The 19,624-nt window shown below is 65.3% G+C and carries 13 protein-coding genes; 2 read left to right on the top strand and 11 right to left on the bottom strand.

Annotated elements, in window-relative coordinates; genetic code table 11:
• Positions 1-5 precede the first annotated feature (5 nt).
• Together ACO07D_RS11150 and ACO07D_RS11145 are read right to left on the bottom strand one after the other, a co-directional pair.
• A complete protein-coding gene (locus ACO07D_RS11150; RefSeq protein ID WP_421703015.1) occupies positions 6-1,535 on the bottom strand; it encodes a trimethylamine methyltransferase family protein in 1,530 nt (509 codons plus the stop codon).
• The gene (locus ACO07D_RS11145; protein ID WP_421703014.1) at positions 1,532-2,869 is read right to left on the bottom strand and encodes an MmgE/PrpD family protein; all 1,338 of its coding nucleotides are present in this window, start codon (positions 2,867-2,869) and stop codon (positions 1,532-1,534) included. Before ACO07D_RS11145 ends, ACO07D_RS11150 begins: the two co-directional genes overlap by 4 nt.
• Before the next feature lie 140 nt (positions 2,870-3,009).
• Here ACO07D_RS11145 and ACO07D_RS11140 point away from each other — a divergent pair, with 140 nt between their 5' ends.
• Positions 3,010-3,912, top strand: coding sequence for a LysR substrate-binding domain-containing protein (locus ACO07D_RS11140; RefSeq protein ID WP_421703013.1), 903 nt, complete (start codon positions 3,010-3,012; stop codon positions 3,910-3,912).
• 26 nt (positions 3,913-3,938) lie between these two features.
• On the opposite strand, the gene ACO07D_RS11135 is transcribed toward ACO07D_RS11140, so the two are convergent.
• The 5 genes from ACO07D_RS11135 to ACO07D_RS11115 form a co-directional block, all read right to left on the bottom strand.
• Complete coding sequence (locus ACO07D_RS11135) at positions 3,939-5,198, bottom strand: aminotransferase class V-fold PLP-dependent enzyme (protein ID WP_421703012.1); 1,260 nt, start codon at positions 5,196-5,198, stop codon at positions 3,939-3,941.
• 18 nt (positions 5,199-5,216) lie between these two features.
• Positions 5,217-6,230, bottom strand: a complete 1,014-nt coding sequence (locus ACO07D_RS11130; RefSeq protein ID WP_421703011.1) for a glutamate cyclase domain-containing protein — start codon at positions 6,228-6,230, stop codon at positions 5,217-5,219.
• On the bottom strand, positions 6,231-7,493 hold the full coding sequence (locus ACO07D_RS11125) for a hypothetical protein (RefSeq protein WP_421703010.1): 1,263 nt from the start codon (positions 7,491-7,493) through the stop codon (positions 6,231-6,233).
• Positions 7,490-8,980 (bottom strand): aldehyde dehydrogenase family protein, encoded by a 1,491-nt coding sequence (locus tag ACO07D_RS11120; protein ID WP_421703009.1) that lies wholly within the window; start codon positions 8,978-8,980, stop codon positions 7,490-7,492. The genes ACO07D_RS11125 and ACO07D_RS11120 overlap by 4 nt, the downstream gene beginning before the upstream one ends.
• A gap of 111 nt (positions 8,981-9,091) precedes the next feature.
• A complete protein-coding gene (locus tag ACO07D_RS11115; RefSeq protein WP_421703008.1) occupies positions 9,092-10,468 on the bottom strand; it encodes an aminotransferase in 1,377 nt (458 codons plus the stop codon).
• A gap of 105 nt (positions 10,469-10,573) precedes the next feature.
• Between ACO07D_RS11115 and ACO07D_RS11110 the strand changes: the two genes are divergently transcribed.
• Positions 10,574-11,500 (top strand): LysR family transcriptional regulator, encoded by a 927-nt coding sequence (locus tag ACO07D_RS11110; RefSeq protein ID WP_421703007.1) that lies wholly within the window; start codon positions 10,574-10,576, stop codon positions 11,498-11,500.
• Between the two features lie 17 nt (positions 11,501-11,517).
• Here ACO07D_RS11110 and ACO07D_RS11105 read toward each other — a convergent pair whose 3' ends face one another.
• The 4 genes from ACO07D_RS11105 to ACO07D_RS11090 all read right to left on the bottom strand — a co-directional run bounded on the left by ACO07D_RS11105 (position 11,518) and on the right by ACO07D_RS11090 (position 19,622).
• Entirely contained in the window at positions 11,518-13,932 is a 2,415-nt protein-coding gene (locus tag ACO07D_RS11105; RefSeq protein WP_421703006.1) for a GcvT family protein, read from the bottom strand.
• A 3-nt stretch (positions 13,933-13,935) separates the two neighbouring features.
• Positions 13,936-16,353, bottom strand: coding sequence for a GcvT family protein (locus ACO07D_RS11100; RefSeq protein WP_421703005.1), 2,418 nt, complete (start codon positions 16,351-16,353; stop codon positions 13,936-13,938).
• 4 nt (positions 16,354-16,357) lie between these two features.
• Positions 16,358-17,878 (bottom strand): trimethylamine methyltransferase family protein, encoded by a 1,521-nt coding sequence (locus ACO07D_RS11095; RefSeq protein WP_421703004.1) that lies wholly within the window; start codon positions 17,876-17,878, stop codon positions 16,358-16,360.
• 115 nt (positions 17,879-17,993) lie between these two features.
• Entirely contained in the window at positions 17,994-19,622 is a 1,629-nt protein-coding gene (locus tag ACO07D_RS11090) for an ABC transporter ATP-binding protein (protein WP_421703003.1), read from the bottom strand.
• Positions 19,623-19,624: the final 2 nt, after the last annotated feature.

Below are 19,624 nucleotides of genomic sequence, written 5' to 3'. Positions count from 1 at the left end.
CCCTCCTAAAGCCGGATCGGAAAGCGCGCGCGGATCTCGACGTCGATCTCGGGCGGCACATGGGATGGGTCCGGTTCCGCCAACAGGGCGCGCGTGCGTTCGCGGGCACGCGCCAACAGGTCCTTGTCCGGCGCATCCGCCCATTCCTGCGGCGTGCGTCGGTCGGCCAGCGCCGGGTAGAAATAATCCGCCTCCATGCGCGCAAGCGTTTGTGCGTGCCCCAGGAAATGCCCCGGCCCGCCGATGCAGACATCGCGGATCACCTCCAACGATAGGGTATCGGACGTCACCTCGAACCCGCGCGTGGCCCGCATGAGCGAGCCGATCATGTCATTGTCCAAAACGAAGCTTTCCAGCGAGCAGCCCAGCAGGGATCCATACATCCCCGCCGCTTCATAAATCAGGTTGGCGCCTGCAAGGGCCGACAAAAGTTCGGTATAGCCCTTCTCATACCCCGCCTGGAAATCCGGCATCTTGCTGTCCGTCATCCCCGCCGACACCGCGCAGGGAATGCGATAGAACCGCGCCATCTGCGCGCAGGCGGCCATCAAAAGCCCCTGTTCGGCGCTGCCCCCGGACATGGCCCCGGTACGCAGGTCGCTGACAAAGGGTAGGGCGCCGAAGGTGGCCGGGTGGCCGGGGTTCAACAGGTTCACATAAACAAGTCCCGCCAGCACCTCGGCGGTTTGCTGCGCCACTGCGCCCGCCAGGGGCGCCGGGCTGGTCGCCCCCGCTTGGCCCGCCGAGACCAACTTGATCGGGATCCCATGCCGTGCCGCACATTCGATCACGCCCAGCGCCTCCTCGGCGAAGGTCAGGGGCGGCACGATGAAACAGGTGGACACGCATAGGGGCGGCCGGGCCCGCAGAGCATCGTGCCCACCCATGAGGATCGCGGCCATCTCGACAGCCTCCTCCATCACTTCGCCTGAGCCAAAGGACATGCCCACCGGTTTCGCCGTGCCCTTCAGGCAGGCATAGGCGGTGTTCAGGTCCATCTCGCGCGGGTCGGTCACGTCTCGGGCCACCACGGTGCGTTGGAACATGTGGATGTTCGGCAGCGCCTCGGCCAGACGCGCCATGTCATAGAGGTCGCGCAGGGTACTGTCGCGGACCCTGCCGGTCTCGCTGTCGATGATATGCACCGCCGCGCCGGACGTGCCGAAATGGATGCGGCTGCCGGAGGGATCGAGGTCGTATTCCGGCCTCTGCCCATGGAGCTTGAAGCCCCGCCCAGCAGTCTCCAGCACGCGCCGCACCATGTCTTCGGGCATCAACAGTCGTCCGTCCTCGGTCAAGCTGCCACCCGCTGCACAGATCGTGTCAACGCAAGTCGGAGTAGCACCTTTCACGCCGATTTCTTCAAGGATGCGCATGGCGGTCTCGTCGATCATGCGGATCTCACCTGCGGTCAGGGGGCTGTATTGCCCACCCTCGATACCTGGCCAGATCGCCTCGGTCGTGCCAGACCCGGCACCCTGGGCACGTTCCTGCCTGCGCGCGGCACGACCACCGCTTCGTCTGGGGCTATTCATTGGGCCATCTCCTTGAAGAAAAGCGAAATATCGGGGGCGGCGGGCCAGTCCAGCAGGCCATGAACAGCTTGCGCGGGCCGTGCTGTGATCGCGTGAAATTTGTCGGCCAGCGCCTCGGGGCTCATGGGGTTGCCAGGGGCACCCAACGGCAGCGCGCAGGTGGTTTCCAACGTAGTGCCATCCGCCAGGGTGATGCGCAGCCCGTCGGGCTGGTCGGGGTCGTAGTTCAGCGTGGGATTGCGCGCGGGTTCGGGCGTGACCGACGTGAGGCTGATCAGCCGGGCCACCTCGGGCGCCTGCCAAAACGCGGCCTCACTGTCCGCCAAAGTCAGACCACCGGTCACCAAAGCCTGGGCCAGGCAAGCCGGAGCCGAGAACAACGCCTCGTTACGGGATTTCGGCTGATGAAACGGCAAGATTGCGTGGTGAAAATCGGGCATCCAAGCGTGGATTCCCGCGACCTCGGACAAGCAACCAGCGAGCTGCGGGCGCAGCTCCAACGCGGCCGTCATCAGCCGGTGGGTATAGCCGCAACTGGGCCAGGGTTTCAGGATCAGCCCGTATTGATCAAGCGCCCAAGGTGCGCCCAGACGTTCTGCCATGGCCTCAAGGCGGGACGGATCATGATCCCCCATCAACCCGGCGAACCCGCGTGGATGGTCCAACACTTGGGCCTGCCCGGTCGCGCCCACACGCGCCAGCAAAGCCGCCTCGACCCCGGCACGGGCGGCAAACCCCGCCTGCAGCGGTTTGGCGTTCGAGCCAAACTGCACCGTGTAGCCGCTGGCCTGCGAACCGGCGATGGCAAGCGCGTGGGTAGCCTGCGCCTCATCCAGCCCGATCAACCGCGCCACTGCCCCGGCGGCCCCGATGGCGCCCAGGGTGCCCGTGGAATGAAAACCACGCGCGTAGTGATCGAGCGAGAGCGCCTCGCCCAGGCGCATGATGATCTCGGTCCCCACGGCATAGGCAGCGGCCAGGGTCTGCCCATCCGCCGGGTGCAGATCAGCGGCGGCAAGAAGGGCGGGCAGCAGCACGACCGTGGGGTGGGTGTTGCCCGGTTCCTCCCAATCATCCAGGTCCCAGGCATGGCCCGCCACTGCGTTGGTGAGCGCGGCATGGGGGGCGGGCAGAGACATCTGCGTGCCAAAGACGGGCGCCGTCCCGGCGCCAAGCGGCGCGATAGCCTCGCGCGTGCGCAGCGCCACCTCGCTGTCGGCGCCCGCCAGGATGCAGCCGAAGCAGTCGGCAATGGCGGGGGCGATGATCGGCATCAGCGCCTCGGGCGGCGTGGCGGTGACGGCAAACCGGGCCAGGGCCGCGGCGGCACTCATACGGCACCCGGCAGGATCAAGGCGGACAGCAAGGGGTCTTTCGACATGGATCATTCCCCGGGCATCTCTGCCCCCAGCTTTGCCCGCTTGAAACAGGTGAAAAAGGCTGAAAAGGTGAATGCATATCATTCATCAAGGGAATGACCATGCCTCTGGACCGCGCCCAGCTGCACCAGATCACCGCCTTCGAGGCCGCCGCACGCCACCTGAGTTTCTCACGCGCAGCGCAGGAGCTGAACGTGCAGCAACCCGCCATCAGCCGCCGCGTCGCCGCGTTGGAGGAAACCCTAGGGGTCGCACTGTTCCTGCGTACGAAACCGCGCCTGACCCTGACCCCAGAGGGCGAGGTTCTGGCCCGTGCAACCGCCAAGGGATTTGCTGCCATCGAAGCGGGATTGGCAGAAGTAACCACACAGGAGGTCGGGCAAGAGATCGTCGTCAACGCGCCAATCGGCTTTACCAGCCTCTACCTGCTGCCCCGGCTGGCCGAGTTCCAGGCACTGCATCGGGAGGTGCGCGTGCAGGTCATGACCCGCGACCAGAGTCCGGATTACGACCTGGCCCGCTGCGATGTGGTCATCCTGTTTGGCGACGCGGACACGGCAGGCGCGCGCAGTCGGCAGATATTCCCCGAATGCATGGTGGCGGTGTGCAACCCCGCGCATCTGGCACCCCCGGTTGAACGCCCTGCCCTCGCGGACCAGCACCTGCTGCACATGTCCGGCCCCGCCCATGTCGACGATTGGACCCGCTATCTGGAGGGGAGCGGCGCCTCCGCCGTGCCGCCACCGCCCCATGACCGGTTGCTCAGCTACATGGTCTATCTGCGGGCGATCCAGAACGGGCTGGGAATCGGCATCGGCTGGCGCCCGATGATCGACGATCTGCTGGACAGCGGCGAACTGGTGCTGGCCTGCATGCATGAACAACGCACCGCGCGGGGGTATTTCTGCACGATCTCGCCGCGCGGGGCTGCACGGCCCGAGGCGCAGCTGTTCCAGGACTGGCTCTGCACGCTGGAAGGGGCGCCACGGCCAGGATGATCCCGGCCGCGGCTTGAGTTGTTGCGTCAGCCCTGCGGGGCCAGTTCCTTGACCGCCGCCAGCAGCTTGGCCACCTCACCTTCGGTGTTGTAGTGGCACAGCGAAATGCGGATGCAGTCGGGCAGACCCAGGGGCGTCAGCACATTGCCCGAATAGTGGTCCGCCTTGCGGGTGTGGGTGCGAATGCCCTGCTGGTTCAGGGTCTCGACCACGTCCGGGCTTTCCATGCCCTTGATCACGATGGACACCAGCCCCTCGCGCGCCGGGTTGTCCTCGCCCGCCAGGATCGTCACGTGATCCATGTCGCGCAACCCGGGCAGGTTGCCGGTGCCGTTGATCATCGCGTTGGTCAGGTGGGTCTCATAGGCGTGGATGGCGCGGCCCGCCGCCTCAATCCGTTTGCGCGGCTCGGTCTCATCCGACACTTCACCGCCCAGCCAGTCGAAATAGGCCACCACGTCCGATACGGTCGCGAAGGAGCCGGTGTCGCGGGTGCCGAACTCCCACCCCGTTGCGGGGGCGTCGATCAGCATGTCATGAGGCGCAGCACTGAGCCGATCGGATATCCAGGCAATGCCATAGCCGTGGCGCGAGAAGACCTTGTAGGGCGAAATCACGTAGCCATCGACATTGTACGCGTCCAGGTCCAGCTGGCCGTGGGCGGCGTGCTGGATGCCATCGACGATGATCATGCAGTCCGGCGCCACCGCGCGGATCGCCTTGGAGATCGCAGCCACATCCATGCCCATGCCGGTCACCGGCGAGGCGTGCAGGATCGTCGCCACCGCTACATCCGGGGTCATCAGGGCCGCGTAATCCTCGGCGGTGACCAGACCAGCCTCATCGTTATGCTGAACGTTCACGTAGTCCAGCCCGGCGATCCCGGCCCAACGGCGCGCAGCCGAGCGGGTGGCGGGGTGCTCAATCGACGACCCGATCACCTTCGCCCCCTTGGGCGCGTTCACGCAAGCCGTGCGGATCAGGCGAAACAACAGCTCGGTGCCGCTTTCCCCGGCAAAGAACTGGCCCGAGGTGGTGTTCATGAACACGCCCAGGTCCGCCTTGGCCTTGTTGATCACGTCCTGCGTGCCCTGCCCCGCCGGATTGATGCGGCCCGGATTGTCGGGGATCGCGGCGTAGAAGCCCGAGGTCTCGACCACCTTCTTCAGGGTCAACGCGCCACCGGCGTTTTCAAAGAAAATGCGTTCGCCCTGGAAGGGGCAGCTGTCCACATGGGCGAACCGGTCGCGGATCGCGGCGATGAGGGCGGGGTTGTCTTGGATCATGTCGTCTTCCTGTAGATCTCAGAGCGCGCGGCTCACGATGGTGCGGCAGAGTTCGGCCACACCGATATGGCTGTTTCGGGGGAAGCCGTCGACTGCATCGTCGACGATCCCGTGGGTCGAGTTGATCAGGCCGTTCGCGACCATGGTGTCGAGCAGAAGCGCCTCGCGTTCGGGCGTGTGGAGCAGGCGCGCGTCGCCTGCGCGGGCAGCCATGGCGGCGGCAATCGCGGTGCAGCACCAGTTGGAACAGGCCGCCGTCACCAACACGTCGCAGGAGGTCACAGCCCCGATCCCGCCACCGCAACCGCATTGGCATGTGTCGCCATAGGGCACATGAGCCTTCACGTGGTCGGCCACCTTGCCCATGCCGATCTCATTCCCGCCGTCACCCACGGCGACCACCGGAATGCCACGAGTCAGCGCCTCATCGAACAGGACATCCACCCGCGCGCGGCCCATGCCGTAGTCGATCCCGCGCATGGAGTGGTACACGCCGAATTCATTGCGCCCGACCCGTTCGGTCGAAAACAGCAGGTCCGGTTTCAGGTCATCCAGCATCTGGGTCGCTTGCACCTTGCCGCCTTCGTTGTCGGTGGCATAGGGCAGCATCACGATGGTGGCGAGGCTCTTGTCCGCCTTTGCAATCGCCGCCTGTTCCAGCGTGACCGGGAACAGCCCCGCCGCCTGGCAGGTGTTGCGGATTGCGGGCAGAAGCGTTTCCTCGCAAAGCATCACGCAGGTCACATTGCGCGCCAGCACCAGGGCGCGGGCAATCGCCGCCGCACCCGACGGCCCGTCGTTTTCGCCCAGCTCAGGCGTGATCCAGGCGCGCGAGACCGACCCGGTGGTCATGATCACCGTGCCGCCTTCGGGCACCGCCATCAGCGCATCCGCCGCCGCCCCGACCAGGCTTTCGCCTTGCAGCGCGCGGGCGGCTTCGAACAGGTGTTCGACCCCGCGTTCGCCCATGTCGATATTCACCAGCTGGTCGAGCCGGTTATCAAGTCGGGTGATCAGGTCTTTGTCAGCCATTCATCCCTCCCCGAACAGCAGGTTTTGAAACCAGGTCTCATCACCCAGATGTTTCGCCACCTCGTCCAGCGCCGCAACGAGGCATTGCGCCACGGCGGCGGCCCCGCCTGCGCGCGCCACAGCGCCCGAGGTCGGTTTCAGCCGGATCGAGACGCGCCCGCCGGGCTGGCCGTGGGTGTTCACCGTGACAATACCCTTATCGCGCAGCATCAACATGCCAACGGCGGCGGTGACCTCGGCAGGCACACGGGTGGTCTCCGCCACTCCGGCCATCTCCAGCACGATCTGCATCGCGTCCTGTTCGTCGATCTTGGGGCCAAGGGCGGAGCGGGTCACGCAGTCCGCACCAAGCGCGGCCTCCAGTGCAGCGGCCAGATCCTGGCCGTCCTGGGCCTCCTGGATCAGGAGATCCGGCGTGAACCCCTGCAGGCTGCGCATGGCACCGACGGCGACGGGGGCGCGGGCTTCCATGCCCAGCTCGCTGGCCTTGGCCTGGACCGGCACGACAGCGGCCGGATCGCCGCAGAGCACACCGGCACGAGGCCCGGACAGGCCCGCCTTGTCGGCATTGGTGATGACAAGGTCCGCACCGAAGGACAGCGCGGGGGCGCCGCCATGCAGGACCGGGCGGAACCGCGCGCCATAGGCCTCGTCCAGCAGCACCACGCAGCCCGCGCGTTTGGCCAGGCGGGTGGCGGCGCCGATCAGATCGTCGGGCAGCATCGCCAATTCCGACGTCACCGTGGTTATGACCAGAAGCGCGGGCAGGTGCGCGGCCATGAGGCGTTTGACCTCGGGCAGGTCATGCGCCTCGATCACCGGCACATCGGCCAGTTTCGCCCCGCGCGTAACGGACGCATGCGAGCGATCCCCGCGCGGCACCAGCGACAGGACCGGGCGGCCCTGGCTGTGCGCCAACACGGTCGCCACGATACCTGCACTGGTGCGGTTGATTACCGCCGCGGCCTCGTCCCCATCCCCGCCCATATGGGCAATGGCAGCCTGGCGCAATTCTTCGCCGTAAAGCCCGGGCCCAACCCATTCCTCACAGAGCTCGGGCAGGTCGTCGGGTGCGACCGGGTAGAACCGCAGGTTGCCGGTGCAGATGGCGACCTTGTCGATCCCCTCGCGACCGACGAAATCAGCGGCGACGCGGCCTGCCTGGGCCAAGCGCCGCACCTCATCCGCCGAACCTGCCAGCAGCTCCCCGCGCGCGTAGCCCACGCCGGGGTCGATGGCATTGCCGAAACGATCTTCGCTCATTCACCCGCCTCGATGTTGATGGTGACGCATTTGCGATAGGTATAGGCCTCCAGCGCGCCTTCGATCGAGTATTCGCTGCCCATGCCCGACTGTTTGGTGCCGCCATAGGACATGCCGGGGATCTGCCCGCCGCCCTGGTTGACCTGGATCCATCCCGCGTCGATGGCGCGGGTCAGGCGGGTGATGCGGCTGACATCGTGGGTGAAGATGAAGGCGGCCAGGCCGTAGTGGGTGTCGTTGGCCATCTCGATCACCTCGGCCTCGGTCTCAAACGGGATCGCCACCATGACGGGGCCGAAGACCTCTTCGCGCGCAATGCGCCAGGTGTTGTCGACACCGGTGATGATGGTCGGGTTGGGGGTGAAACCGGCCGGGTCCTCGGCAGGGGTTTCACCGATCAGGAAGGTCGCGCCCTCGGCCTCGGCCTCCGCCACGAAGGCGCGGATTTCGCCGTAGCGTTCGGCGTTCACGACCGCGCCCATGTCCACATCCGGGTCCAGCGCGTCGCCGACTTTCAGGGCCGCCGATTTCTCGGCCACTTTCGGCATCAGCTCGTCCCAGATGTCCTTGTGCACGAAAAGGCGCGAGCCCGCGGTGCAGCTTTGGCCCTGACGGGCAAAACGCATCGCGTTGGCGACCTGCTGGGCGGTCGCGTCCAGGCGGCCGTCGGCAATCGCGTCGGGGAAGACGATGGTGGGGGATTTGCCGCCCAGCTCCAGCGTGACCTTGGCAATGCGGTCAGCGGCGCTATGCGCGATCAGCTTGCCCACTTCCGACGACCCGGTGAAGGAGACCTTGTCGATGCCCGGATGATTGGCCAGCGCAGCACCGGCCTCTTCGCCGAGGCCCGTGACCACGTTGAACACGCCCGACGGGAACAGGCCGTCGGCCAGCTCAGCCAGTTTCAGGATCGCCAGCGGCGCGTCTTCGGCGGGTTTCAACACCAGGCAGTTGCCAGTGGCCAGCGCCATGGAGATTTTGACGGCCCCCAGCTGCAAAGGCGAGTTCCAGGGGATGATCGACCCGACCACGCCATGCGGTTCGCGGGTCGAATAGGACAGGATGCCGGGGCCGAGCGGCAAGGTCTCGCCCTTCTGTTCCACGGCCACGCCGCCGTAGTATTTCAACACACCCGCCGCGCCCATGGCTTCACCGCGCGACTGGGTCTTGACCGCGTTGCCGCTTTCGGCCGCCAGCACGCGCGCGACCTCTTCGGCGTTTTCCTCAAGGCGGCGGCCGAGTTCCGTCAGCAGCTTGCCACGTTCGCTGGCGGCAAGCGCGCGCCAGGCAGGCTGGGCCGCGCGGGCGGCTTTCACGGCCAGGTCGACCTCGACCCCGGTGCCGCGCCCGACCTCGCAGATCGGTTGCCTGCGCGAGGGGTTTTCGACTGTCAGGGTGCGGCCATCCGCAGGCCGGTGCCAGGCCCCGTTGATATAGCTGCCGGCCAGACCGGCGTCGGGCAGTTTCGGTTCGAGAAACGCGTTCATCCCTGTTCTCCTTGCCATCAAGGGGCATTCTTACATGTGAAAGCGCCGCCCCGGGGAAATTTGGGGCGGCGCCGGGTTCGGGCGAGAGCTGTGACCCGACCCCAGGTTGGTTCAGATCTTGGTGCGGACCACGGCCCAAGCATCGTCCAGCGCGGCCTTGAAGCGGTCGGTGGCGATGTCGATTTCCTCTTCGTTAATGATGAGCGGCGGCATGAAGCTCATCCGATCGCCGATTGCGCGCAGGTAGAGGCCGCGATCATGGGCGAAGTTCTGCACCAGCTCGCCGACTTTCAGCGCCGGGTCGAAGGGCTCGCGGGTCTTGGCGTCCTTCATCAGCTCGAAGCCGCAGAACAGGCCCACGCCGCGCACTTCGGCGACCAGCGGGTGGTCGGCCATGGCGTGGCAGCGGTCGAGGAACCGCTTCGACACCTTGCGCACGTGGCCGACCAGGTCGATCTCGTCATAGATGTCCAGCGCCTCAATACCGACCGCGGCGCCGACCGGGTGACCGGCGTAGGTGTAGCCGTGGCCGAAAGTGCCGACCTCGTCCGAGTTTTTCATCATGTCGGCATACATCTCGTCCTTGAACATCAGGGCCGAGATCGGGAAGAAGGCCGCCGACAGCGCCTTGGCGCAGGAGACCATGTCGGGCTCAAGCCCCCAGGTCTGCGAGCCCCACATGTTGCCGGTGCGGCCGAAACCACAGACGACCTCGTCAGCCAGGAGCTTGATGTCATACTTGCGCAGAACCGCCTGCATTTCTTTCCAGTAGCCTTCTGGCGGCATCAGCGCGCCCCCGCCCGAAATGGCGGGTTCGGCAAAGAAGGCGGCGACGGTTTCCGGGCCCTCGGCCAGGATCAGCTCTTCGAACTTCGCGGCCATACGGGCCGAGAATTCCTCTTCGCTCTCACCATCGATGTGGAAGCGATAGTAGTTGGGCAGCTCGGTATGCTTGAACTCGGGCAGCGGCAGGCCGAACTTGGCGTGCATGTGCGGCTGGCCGGACAGGGACACGGTTGCGATGGTGTTGCCGTGATAGCCGCGCACACGACCGATGATCTTGCGGCGGTTAGGCTCACCACGCGCGGTGTTCGTGTACCACAGCAGCTTGATCGCGGTGTCGTTCGCCTCGGACCCCGAGCATTGGAACATGACCTTGTTCATGTCGCCAGGTGCAAGATTGATCAGACGCTCGCCCAGCTCGGCCACTTTCGGGTGCGAGCGGTTGTAGAAGGTCGGCGCGAAGGGCAGCGTGTTCATCTGCCGCATCGCCGCATTGGCCAGACGCTCGTTGTGGTAGCCCAGGCTGACGCAGCCCAGCCCCGAGAACCCGTCGATGATCTCGCGCCCTTCGCTGTCATAGATGAACACGCCCTTGCCATGGGTGATCATGGTCGGGCCCTGTTCGGCATGCTGGCGCAGGTTGGACTGGGGGTGCACGTGATGCGCCATGTCCTGGGCAATCGTACGGTTTGCGTCGACGTTCATTTCGCGGCTCCAATGGGAATTGTTGTCGGAGATTTCACATTCATCTTGACTGAAAACCAATCTCGAATTTCTCTTGCTTTGTTGAAAACGATTCAGGCAACTCCCGTGAAACCACTGCTCGACCTTCGTCACCTGCAACTGATCCAGGCGATCATCGAAACCGGGCGCATCACCGATGCGGCCGAGAAGCTGGGGGTCACGCCCTCGGCCCTGTCCCACCGTCTGCGCGAGGCGGAACGACGCCTGGACGTGCCGCTTTTTACACGTATGCACAAGAGGTTACGCAAGACACCGGCGGCCGAGTACATGGCCGTTGTGGCCGAGCGTATTCTCACCGATCTCAGCCGCGCCGAAGAGGACGTGCGGCGCATGAACGCGGGCGTTCAGCACGTCGTGCGCCTGTCAGTCGAGGCCTATTCGAACTACCGCTGGCTGCCCGCCTTCATCAAGTTCCTCAAGTCCCGGACCGAGGGCATCGACCTGCAGATCATGGCCGGCGCGCGGTCCGATCCGCTGACCTCGGTGCAGAACCGGCATATCGACATCGCGGTCGTCTCCGGCGACATCGCGCAGGCCGGATTGTCGTCTCTTCCGCTCTTTGAGGATCCGCTTCTTTATATCATGTCGCCCACCCACCGGCTGGCGGATCGCCACTTTGTCGAGGGCAGCGATATCGTCGGTGAGCCCTTCATCACCTACACCAAGGTGCCCGAGCCGGACCGTGAGTTCGCCCGCCTGTTCCGCCCCACCGACAGCTATCCGAAATGGGCGGCCACGGTGGAACTGCCCGAGGCGATTGTCGAGCTTGTCGCCTCGGACTTGGGCACCAGCGTCCTGTCGAATTGGGCGCTTCAGACCGCTCTGGCCGAAGGGCGTATCATTGGCGCGCAAGTCACCGAGGAGGGCATTACGGTGCCCTGGTGCGCAGTCCTGCGCACTGAGGACATGGCCGAGGATGACCCAACCCACATGGTCGCCGCCCTGCTGGCGGAATGGTGCGCTCAGCCGGATGCCGGATTTCACACCACCTGAGTGGCGCGGATGCGGGGTTAACCCCGCATCCGATCATTGGAGGGATCGATCAGGGCACGCAGGCTGGCCGTAGCGGACACGGCACGCCCCGCAACCATGATCTGATAGGAGGCCCCGGCCAGGTCCTTCAGGCTCGCGCCGTCAGACCGGGAGACATAGCCCATGCCGACACCGCCCCCGACGCTCCAACCAAAACTTGCCGAGGTCAGCCGCCCGACAATCTCGCCATCCCGCAGGATCGGTTCCTTGCCGAAGACCAGTGCCTCCGGGTCATCGAGCTTGAACAGGAGCAGACGGCTGTCCGCGCCTTCGGCCCGTTTCGCCTCGATCGCCGGTTTGCCGATGAAATCTGTGTCGAAGTCGCACGCAAAGGTCAGGCCGCTTTCCACCGGCCCGTCATGCGGCCCGATGTCGTGGCCCCAGTGGCGAAAGCCCTTTTCGATCCGGCAGCTGTCCACCGCCATGCCTCCACAAAGGCGCGGTGGGTTGTCGGCGCCCATCAGGGTTTCGAACACCTGCTGGGCGAACTCGGCGGGCACGTGCAGCTCCCACCCCAGCTCCCCCACATAGGTGATGCGCTGCGCGCGCACCGGGCTGTGGCCGATATGCAGATCCTGCCAGGTTCCAAACGGGAAGGCCCCGTTTGACAGGTCCGCGCCGCTGAGCGCGGTCAGGAAGTCACGCGACCGCGGCCCCATGACGGCGAGCGTGGCCTCGGACGAGGTCACATTGACCACCGACACACCGCTGCCCGCCAGGTTGGTCTTGAGCCAGGTCTCGCATTGCGGCTCGGCCCCGGCGGAAGCCATGACCAGGAAACGGGTGCCCGACAGGCGCGCGACGGTCACATCTGCCTCGATCCCGCCCTGGGCGTTGAACATGTGGGTATAGACCAGCGCACCCGGCGGAACGGCCAAGTTGGCCCCGCAGAGGTGCTGCATCTGCGCCTCGGCGTCGACCCCATCGACGATGAACCGCCCGAAGGTCAGGTCGATCAGCCCGAGGTCCTCGCGCAGGACGACATGTTCGGCCTGCCAGTCATCAAACCATGGCTCACGCCCGAACCCGTCGGTCATTTCGCGACCGTAATACAGGGGGCGTTCCCAGCCATTGGCGCTGCCGAACTGGGCGCCGGCATCCTTCAGCTGGGTGTAATAGGGCGTGCGGCGCAGCCCACGTGCCTCGGTCTTGCGCAGGTAGGGCCAGTGCATGCCATAGGCGTGGGACAGGGTTTCCGCCGCCTTGGTCGCGGTGTAGCTGCGCGCGTTCAGGCCGGGCAAGATGCGGCGGCTGTCGACGTCGGTCAGGTCCATGGTCATATGGCCCGCGATGATCCACTCCGCCAGGGCCTTGCCCGCACCCGGCCCGTTCTGGATGCCGGTCGAGTTGAACCCGGTCGCCATCCAGTAACCCTTCAGGTCGCCCACCGGCCCCAGGTAGTGTTTCGCATCCGGGGTAAAGCACTCGGGCCCGTTGAAGAACTTGCGAATGCCGCTTGTCCCAAGCGCAGGCACCCGTTCCATCGCCGCTTCCAAAATGGGGTAGAGGTGTTCCTCGTCACAGGGCAGTTCATCGAACTCGAAATGCTCCGGCAGACCATCTTTCGGCAGCCAGGGCGTGGCGTGGGGTTCCGAGCAACCGATCAGCAGCTTGCCCGCGTCTTCCTTGTAATAGGCGTATTCATCCATCACCCGCAGCACCGGCAGGTCGCCGGTCACGCCCTCGATCGGGTCGGTGACGACGTAGTAGTGGTTGGTGTAATGCAGCGGGATCTGCACGCCGTGTTCCAACCCGAACTCACGCGCCCACATGCCGGTGGCGTTGACCACGTGCTCGGCACGCACCAGCCCTTCGGCGGTTTCCACGCCCACGGTGCGACCGCCCTCGATCACCACGCGCGTGACCTTGGTATCCTCAAATATCTGCGCCCCGTTCATCCGTGCCCCCTTGGCCAGCGCCATGGTCGTGTCGATCGGGTTGGTGTAGCCATCCCCGGGGAACCAGAAGGCGCCCTTGGCATCCTGCAGCGACAGGAGCGGCCAGCGGTCCTGCGCCGCCTCGGGTGGGATTTCCTCGGCCTGGATGCCGCAGCCATGGGCGTAGTCGACCTTGCGCCGCAGCTCCTCCATGCGGGCGTCATTCAGCGCCAGCGTGATCGAGCCATTGCGCTTGAAGCCCGTGTTCTGGCCGGTCTCCTCCTCCAGGCTTTCCATCAGGTCGAGGCCATATTTGGCCAGAGCCGACATGATCGGCACGCCCTGGGTTTCCGACACCAGCCCGGCGGCGTGCCAGGTGGTGCCGGAGGTCAGTTTCTTGCGCTCGAACAGCGCCACCGACCAGCCCGCCTTGGCGAGATGATAGGCGGTGGCACAGCCGACGATCCCGCCGCCGATGATGGCGACCTGCACGTCCGTTGGGATAGGTTTCGCCATGGGTCAGCCTCTCAACCGATCGTTTTCGGGATCATAGAAGGGCACGGTGGCGACAGTGGCCTTGATGGGCACGCCCAGCACTTCGATGTCGAACTCGTCGCCGGGTTCGGCGGGCACAGTCAGATAGCCCAGCGCGATGCGCTTGCCGATGCGGAAGCCCGTGCCGCCGGAGCTGACATAGCCCACCGGCTTGCCGTCCTTGCATATCGGGTCCGAGGACAGGGCGTCGGCGCCGTGGCCGTCAAGAACGAAGGCGGTGAAGTGATAGCCCTTCGGCGCCTCGGCTTGCGCCAGGAAGGCGTCACGACCGACGAAATCCTCTTTCTTCTTGCTCACGAACCGGTCCAGCCCCGCGTCGAAGGCGGTGTATTCGATGCCGAAATCCGCGCCCCAACCATGGTATCCTTTCTCCAGCCGCATCGCGTTCAGCGCGTAGGAGCCGAACTCGACCATGCCCTTGTCCGCACCCTCAGCTATGATTGCTTCGTAGACCTGGACCAGGTCGGCGGAGCGCAGGTGCAGCTCCCACCCCAGCTCTCCCACATAGGACACGCGCAGGGCAATCACCGGGGCACCTGCGATGGTGATCTCGCGCACCGACATCCAGGGGGCTTCGGATTTGGACAGGTTGTTGTCGGTCAGCGCCTGAAGCACCGCGCGGGACTTCGGCCCCATGACCATCAGGGCCGCGTCGAAATCGGAGCCGCGTTTCAGGCTCACACCTTCCCCGGGCAGGTATTTCGACATCCAATCGAAGTCGCGCTGATCGGCCAGGGTGGGCCCACAGAGCAGGTATTTCTCCTCGCCCATCCGGGCAATCGTGGCTTCGGACCAGACCTTGCCCTTGGGCGTCAGCATGTAGCTGAGCTTTACCCGCCCCACGGCAGGCATGGCCCCGCAGAAGACCTTGTTCAGGAAATCGGTCGCACCCGGCCCTTCGACCTCATACCGGGTGAAACCGCCGTGATCCATCACACCAACATTGTCACGCACGCCCTCGCATTCGGCTTTCACCGCGTCATGCCAGGCCTCGTGGTGGAAGCTGAGTTGACCGTCGTTCTTGACCGTATCGGTTTCGAACCAGAAGGCGCGTTCCCATCCGGCGACCTGGCCGAATTGCGCGCCCTTGGCCTTGAGCGTGTCGTAGAGCGGGGTGGTCCGGACCGGACGGCCCGATTTCCACAGGCGATGCGGATAGGGGATGGCATATTGGTGTTCGTATAGCTCGCTCGACCGTTTCACCGTGTAGTCGAACGTGGCCCATTCCTCGCCAAAGCGGCGCGGGTCCCAGAAGGACATGTCCCACTCGGTCTCGCCCTCGGTGATCCATTCGGTCAGGGTCTTGGCCGCCGCTGCGGAATGGGTAATGCCGACGGGGAAACAGCAGGCGTGGTAGAAGTTCGGCAGGCCGAAGGCTGGACCGCAAAGCGGTGCGCCATCGGGGCTGTAGGGGATCGGGCCGTTGACGAAACGGCTGACACCGGCCTCGCCCAAGAGCGGCACGTGCTCCAGGGCGGCTTCGAGGATCTCGGCAATATCATCGACACTGTCGGGATAAAGCTGGTTGGCAAAGCAATCGGGCATCCCGTCCAGCCAGGCCGGGCGGCCTTCGTGGCCGTAGGAGCCCAAGAGCAGCCCGTTCCGCTCACGCCGCAGGTAGTACATGATGTCCGGATCACGCACGAGCGGGAAGTTCTCGGGGTTGGCCTCAAGCTCCGGCAGGCTCTCCGTCACCAGGTATTGGTGCTCCAGTGTGACGACGGGCAGCTTCTGGCCCACCATCTCACCCACCACGCGGCCGTAGTAGCCGCCCGCGTTGATGACGATGTCACAGACGACATTGCCCTTGTCGGTGACCACTTCCCATTCACCCGACGGGCGGCGGGTGATGTCGGTCACCTGCGTAAAGCGCGCAATCTGCGCACCACGATCCCGCGCGCCTTTCGCGAGGGCCTGAGTCAGCTGGCTGGGGTCCACGTCGCCCTCATAGGGGTCCAGGATGCCGCCAATGATGCTGTCGCCCGAGCTGAAATAGGGGTGCATGTCGTCCATTTCCGACGGGGTCAGCATCGCCATGTCATAGCCCAGCCCCTTGGAGATGCCGGTAAGGTGGCGGAACAGATCCATGCGCTCTTCAGTGTGGGCGGGCCAGAAGGCGCCGGTGTGCCGGTAGGTAATCGGATAGTCGACCTCGTCCGCCAGGTCCTTGTAAAGCCGCCAGGCATAGTTGCCCGCGCGCATCCCGCCCCAGCTGTTGGCATAGGTCGGGATATTGCCCGCCGCATGCCAGGTGGAGCCGCTGGTCAGCTCGTTCTTTTCGATGAGCAGCGTGTCGGTCACCCCGGCCTTGGCCAGGTGGTAGAGGGTCGAGACACCGACGGCACCGCCGCCGACAATGACTACTTTCGCTTGGGTCTTCATGGGCTCAGGCTTTCACGGGGGCAGGGTTGGTTTCGGCCAGTTGAATGGGCAGGCGCGCGCGGATCGCGGCCTCGATATCGGCGGGCAGGTGGCCAGGGGCGGGCATGGCTTCGATCTCGGCCACGCGGGTCACGGCGCGGTCCCAGATCGTCTGCGCGCCGCTGTCCAGCCAGTCGTTCACGCTTTGGCGGTCGCCCAGCGCCGGGTAGACATATTCCTTGTTCATCAGGTCGAGCGTCTGGCCCGTGCCCAGGAAATGGCCTTCGCCGGTCACCACCTCTTCGATCACGTCCAGGTCGATGGCGCTATCGAACATCTCGACCCCACGCACCGACCGCAGGATCGCACCACACATATCATTGTCGATCACCAGGGCTTCCTTGCTGGCGGCCATGATGGATCCCAACATGCCGACCGACAGGTTGATCATGTCGGCCCCGGCCTGGGCGGCGAGCGCGACGGTGTAACCCTTTTCATAGCCCGACTGGGCATCGGCGGTCTTGGCGTCGGTCATGCCCGCCGAGACAGTTGAGGGCAGGCCCAGGTTCAGAAGCAGCTGCGCGGCGGCGGCATTGGCCACGGCGGCCTCGCCGGAGCCGCCGGTCATCGCGCCGGTGCGCAGGTCCGAGATAAAGGGCAGGAAGGCGAGGATGCAGGGAAAGCCCGGCTGCATCATGTTGACCAATACGATGCCCGCCAGCGATTCCGCCAGGCCTTGGGCCAGGGCACCGGCCAGCGACGCCGGGCTGGTCGCGCCGGCCTGGGCGGCCGAGCAGAGCTGGAGCGGCATGCCCCGACGCACGCATTCAAACATCACGCCGCAGGCTTCCTCGGCCAGGGTCAGGGGCGGCACCACGTGACAGATCGAGGCAAAGCAGAAAGGCTGCGCAGCAAAGCTGCCCTGGCCGCCCAGCGCATGGTCGAACATTTCGATTACCGGGTCCACATTGGCCGGTTCAAAGAAGCTGGTGCCGATGGGTTTCGAGGTCGCCTTCATCGCCGTGAAAGCGGTATTCAGGTCCAGGGTCAGCGGGTCCTCGATATCACGCGCCACGACCGGGCGCAGTGAGTAGTGGATGCTGTCGCAGGTATCAACGATGCGCATGAGGCCGTAGAGGTCGGCCAGGGTGCTGTCGCGGAACGTGTTGGTCGCCGCGTCCAGCACCTGCACCGCCGCGCCGCCGGTGCCGATATGCACCTTGCCGCCGCCGACCTCGATACCCCGGTCGCGTTTAAAGCCGGGCAGTTCGACCCTTTTACAAGCGACCGCGATCATTTCCTCGACCAGGCTGCGCGAGAAGGTTAGGCGGCCGTCGTGGCGGCTTTCAGCCCCCTTCTCCAGCGCAAGTGCGCGGATTTCGGGTGTGGCACCAGAGATGCCGATGCGCGCCAGGATATCGAAAGCCGCGTCGGTGATCTGCGCGACTTTCTCCTGTGTCAGGGGCATGAAACGCCCCCCCTGAGGGGGCAAGGTGGCGGGGTTGGCCGGGCGTGCGCCGCCCCGCTTCTGTCTGGTTCGCCGCATGAGGTCCTCTTGGTAGTCGGGTGAGCAGTCAGGTGTGCAGTCAGTTGTCGGGCAAGTCTAGAAACGGCTTCTTGTTAGAGCAATTCCATTAAATGCGCATTTTGATGAGCCAGATTCACACATGACCGCCGCGGGACGCCAAGACCTTGTCCAGCCAGCTCGGGTCCATCTCGGGCACCGAGGACAGCAGAAGCTCGGTATAGGGCGCGTGCGGCGGGGTCAGGATGTCTTCCTTCACGCCTGCTTCGACCACCTTGCCGTGCTGCATCACCACCACGTCATCGGCAATCGCCTGCACGGTCGCCAGGTCATGGGTGATGAACATGTAGGTCAGGTCGAACTCCTGTTGCAGGCGCACCAGAAGACGCAGGATGCCCTCGGCCACCAGTTGGTCGAGCGCCGAGGTGACCTCGTCACAGATGATCACGCGGGGTTCGGCGGCCAGCGCCCGGGCAATGCCGATGCGCTGTTTCTGCCCGCCCGACAGCTCGCCGGGGAAACGGTCGAAATAGGTGTCGGGGTCCAGGTCGATGGCGGACAGCAGTTCGCGCACCCGTTCCTTGCGGGCCCGGCCGCGCAAGCCACTGTAGAAGGTCAGCGGCCTGCCGATGATATCGCCGATCCTTTGCTTCGGGTTCAGTGCGGTGTCGGCCATCTGATAGATGATCTGGATCTGCTGCAGCTGGTCCTTGGTGCGCTTGTGATAGTCTGGCGGCAGGGACACCCCGTCCAGCAGCACATCACCTTCGCGTCGGGGCAGCAGCCCCATGGCGCAGCGAGCCGAGGTCGTCTTGCCCGAGCCGCTTTCACCCACAACGGCGACGGTGCGGCCCTTGTGCAGGTCAAAGCTGACGTCCTTCAGCACATCTGGCCCAGAGGCGCCGTAGCTGGCGGTCACGTTCTTCAGCGAGACCAGCGGCACGTCATCTGCCGCCGGGCGCGGCTTGGCAGGCGCGTGGAAGGACCGCACCGCCCAGAGCGATTTGGTGTACTCCTCCTGCGGGTCCGACATCATCTTCTGCGTCGGTGCCTCCTCGACCAACTTGCCGTGACGCAGCACCATGATCCGGTCGGCCATCTGCGAGACCACGGCCAGGTCGTGGGTGATGTAGATCGCCGCGGTGCCGAACTCATGCACCGCCTCGCGGATGGCGGACAGCACCTCGATCTGGGTGGTCACATCCAGCGCCGTGGTGGGTTCGTCGAAGATGATCAGGTCCGGCTTGCAGGCCATCGCCATGGCGGTCATCGCGCGCTGCAACTGCCCGCCCGAGACCTGGTGGGGATAGCGAAAGCCGATTTCCTCGGGGTTGGGCAGGTGCATGCGGCGGTAGGCCTCGACCGCGTCCTGTTCGACTTCGCTGCGCGCGCGGCCCTCAGCCAGGACGGGGAACTCGGCATATTGGCGGATCAGCGAATAGGCCGGGTTGAAACTGGCCGCCGCCGATTGCGCCACGTAAGCGATCCGGGTCGAGCGCAGTCCGCGACGCACCTTGGGGGAGGCCGTGGTCAGCTCGATCCCGTCGAACCGGACCGAGCCCCCGGCAAAGCGGCAACCGTCGCGGGTAAAGCCCGTGGAGCCAAGGCCGATGGTCGATTTTCCCGCGCCGCTTTCACCGATCAGCCCCAGCACCTCGCCCTTGTTCAGGGTCAGGCTGAGCCCGTCGATCAGCGTCTTGGCGTCCTCGCCCTGACCCGCGTCGATAACCAGGTCGGTAATGGTCAGAAGGGGTGTGTCAGTCATGG

The organism is Aliiroseovarius sp. (assembly GCF_965228805.1).
In the GTDB taxonomy this organism is placed as follows: domain Bacteria; phylum Pseudomonadota; class Alphaproteobacteria; order Rhodobacterales; family Rhodobacteraceae; genus JASBTN01.
This window is presented reverse-complemented; position numbering and strand designations above follow the sequence as displayed.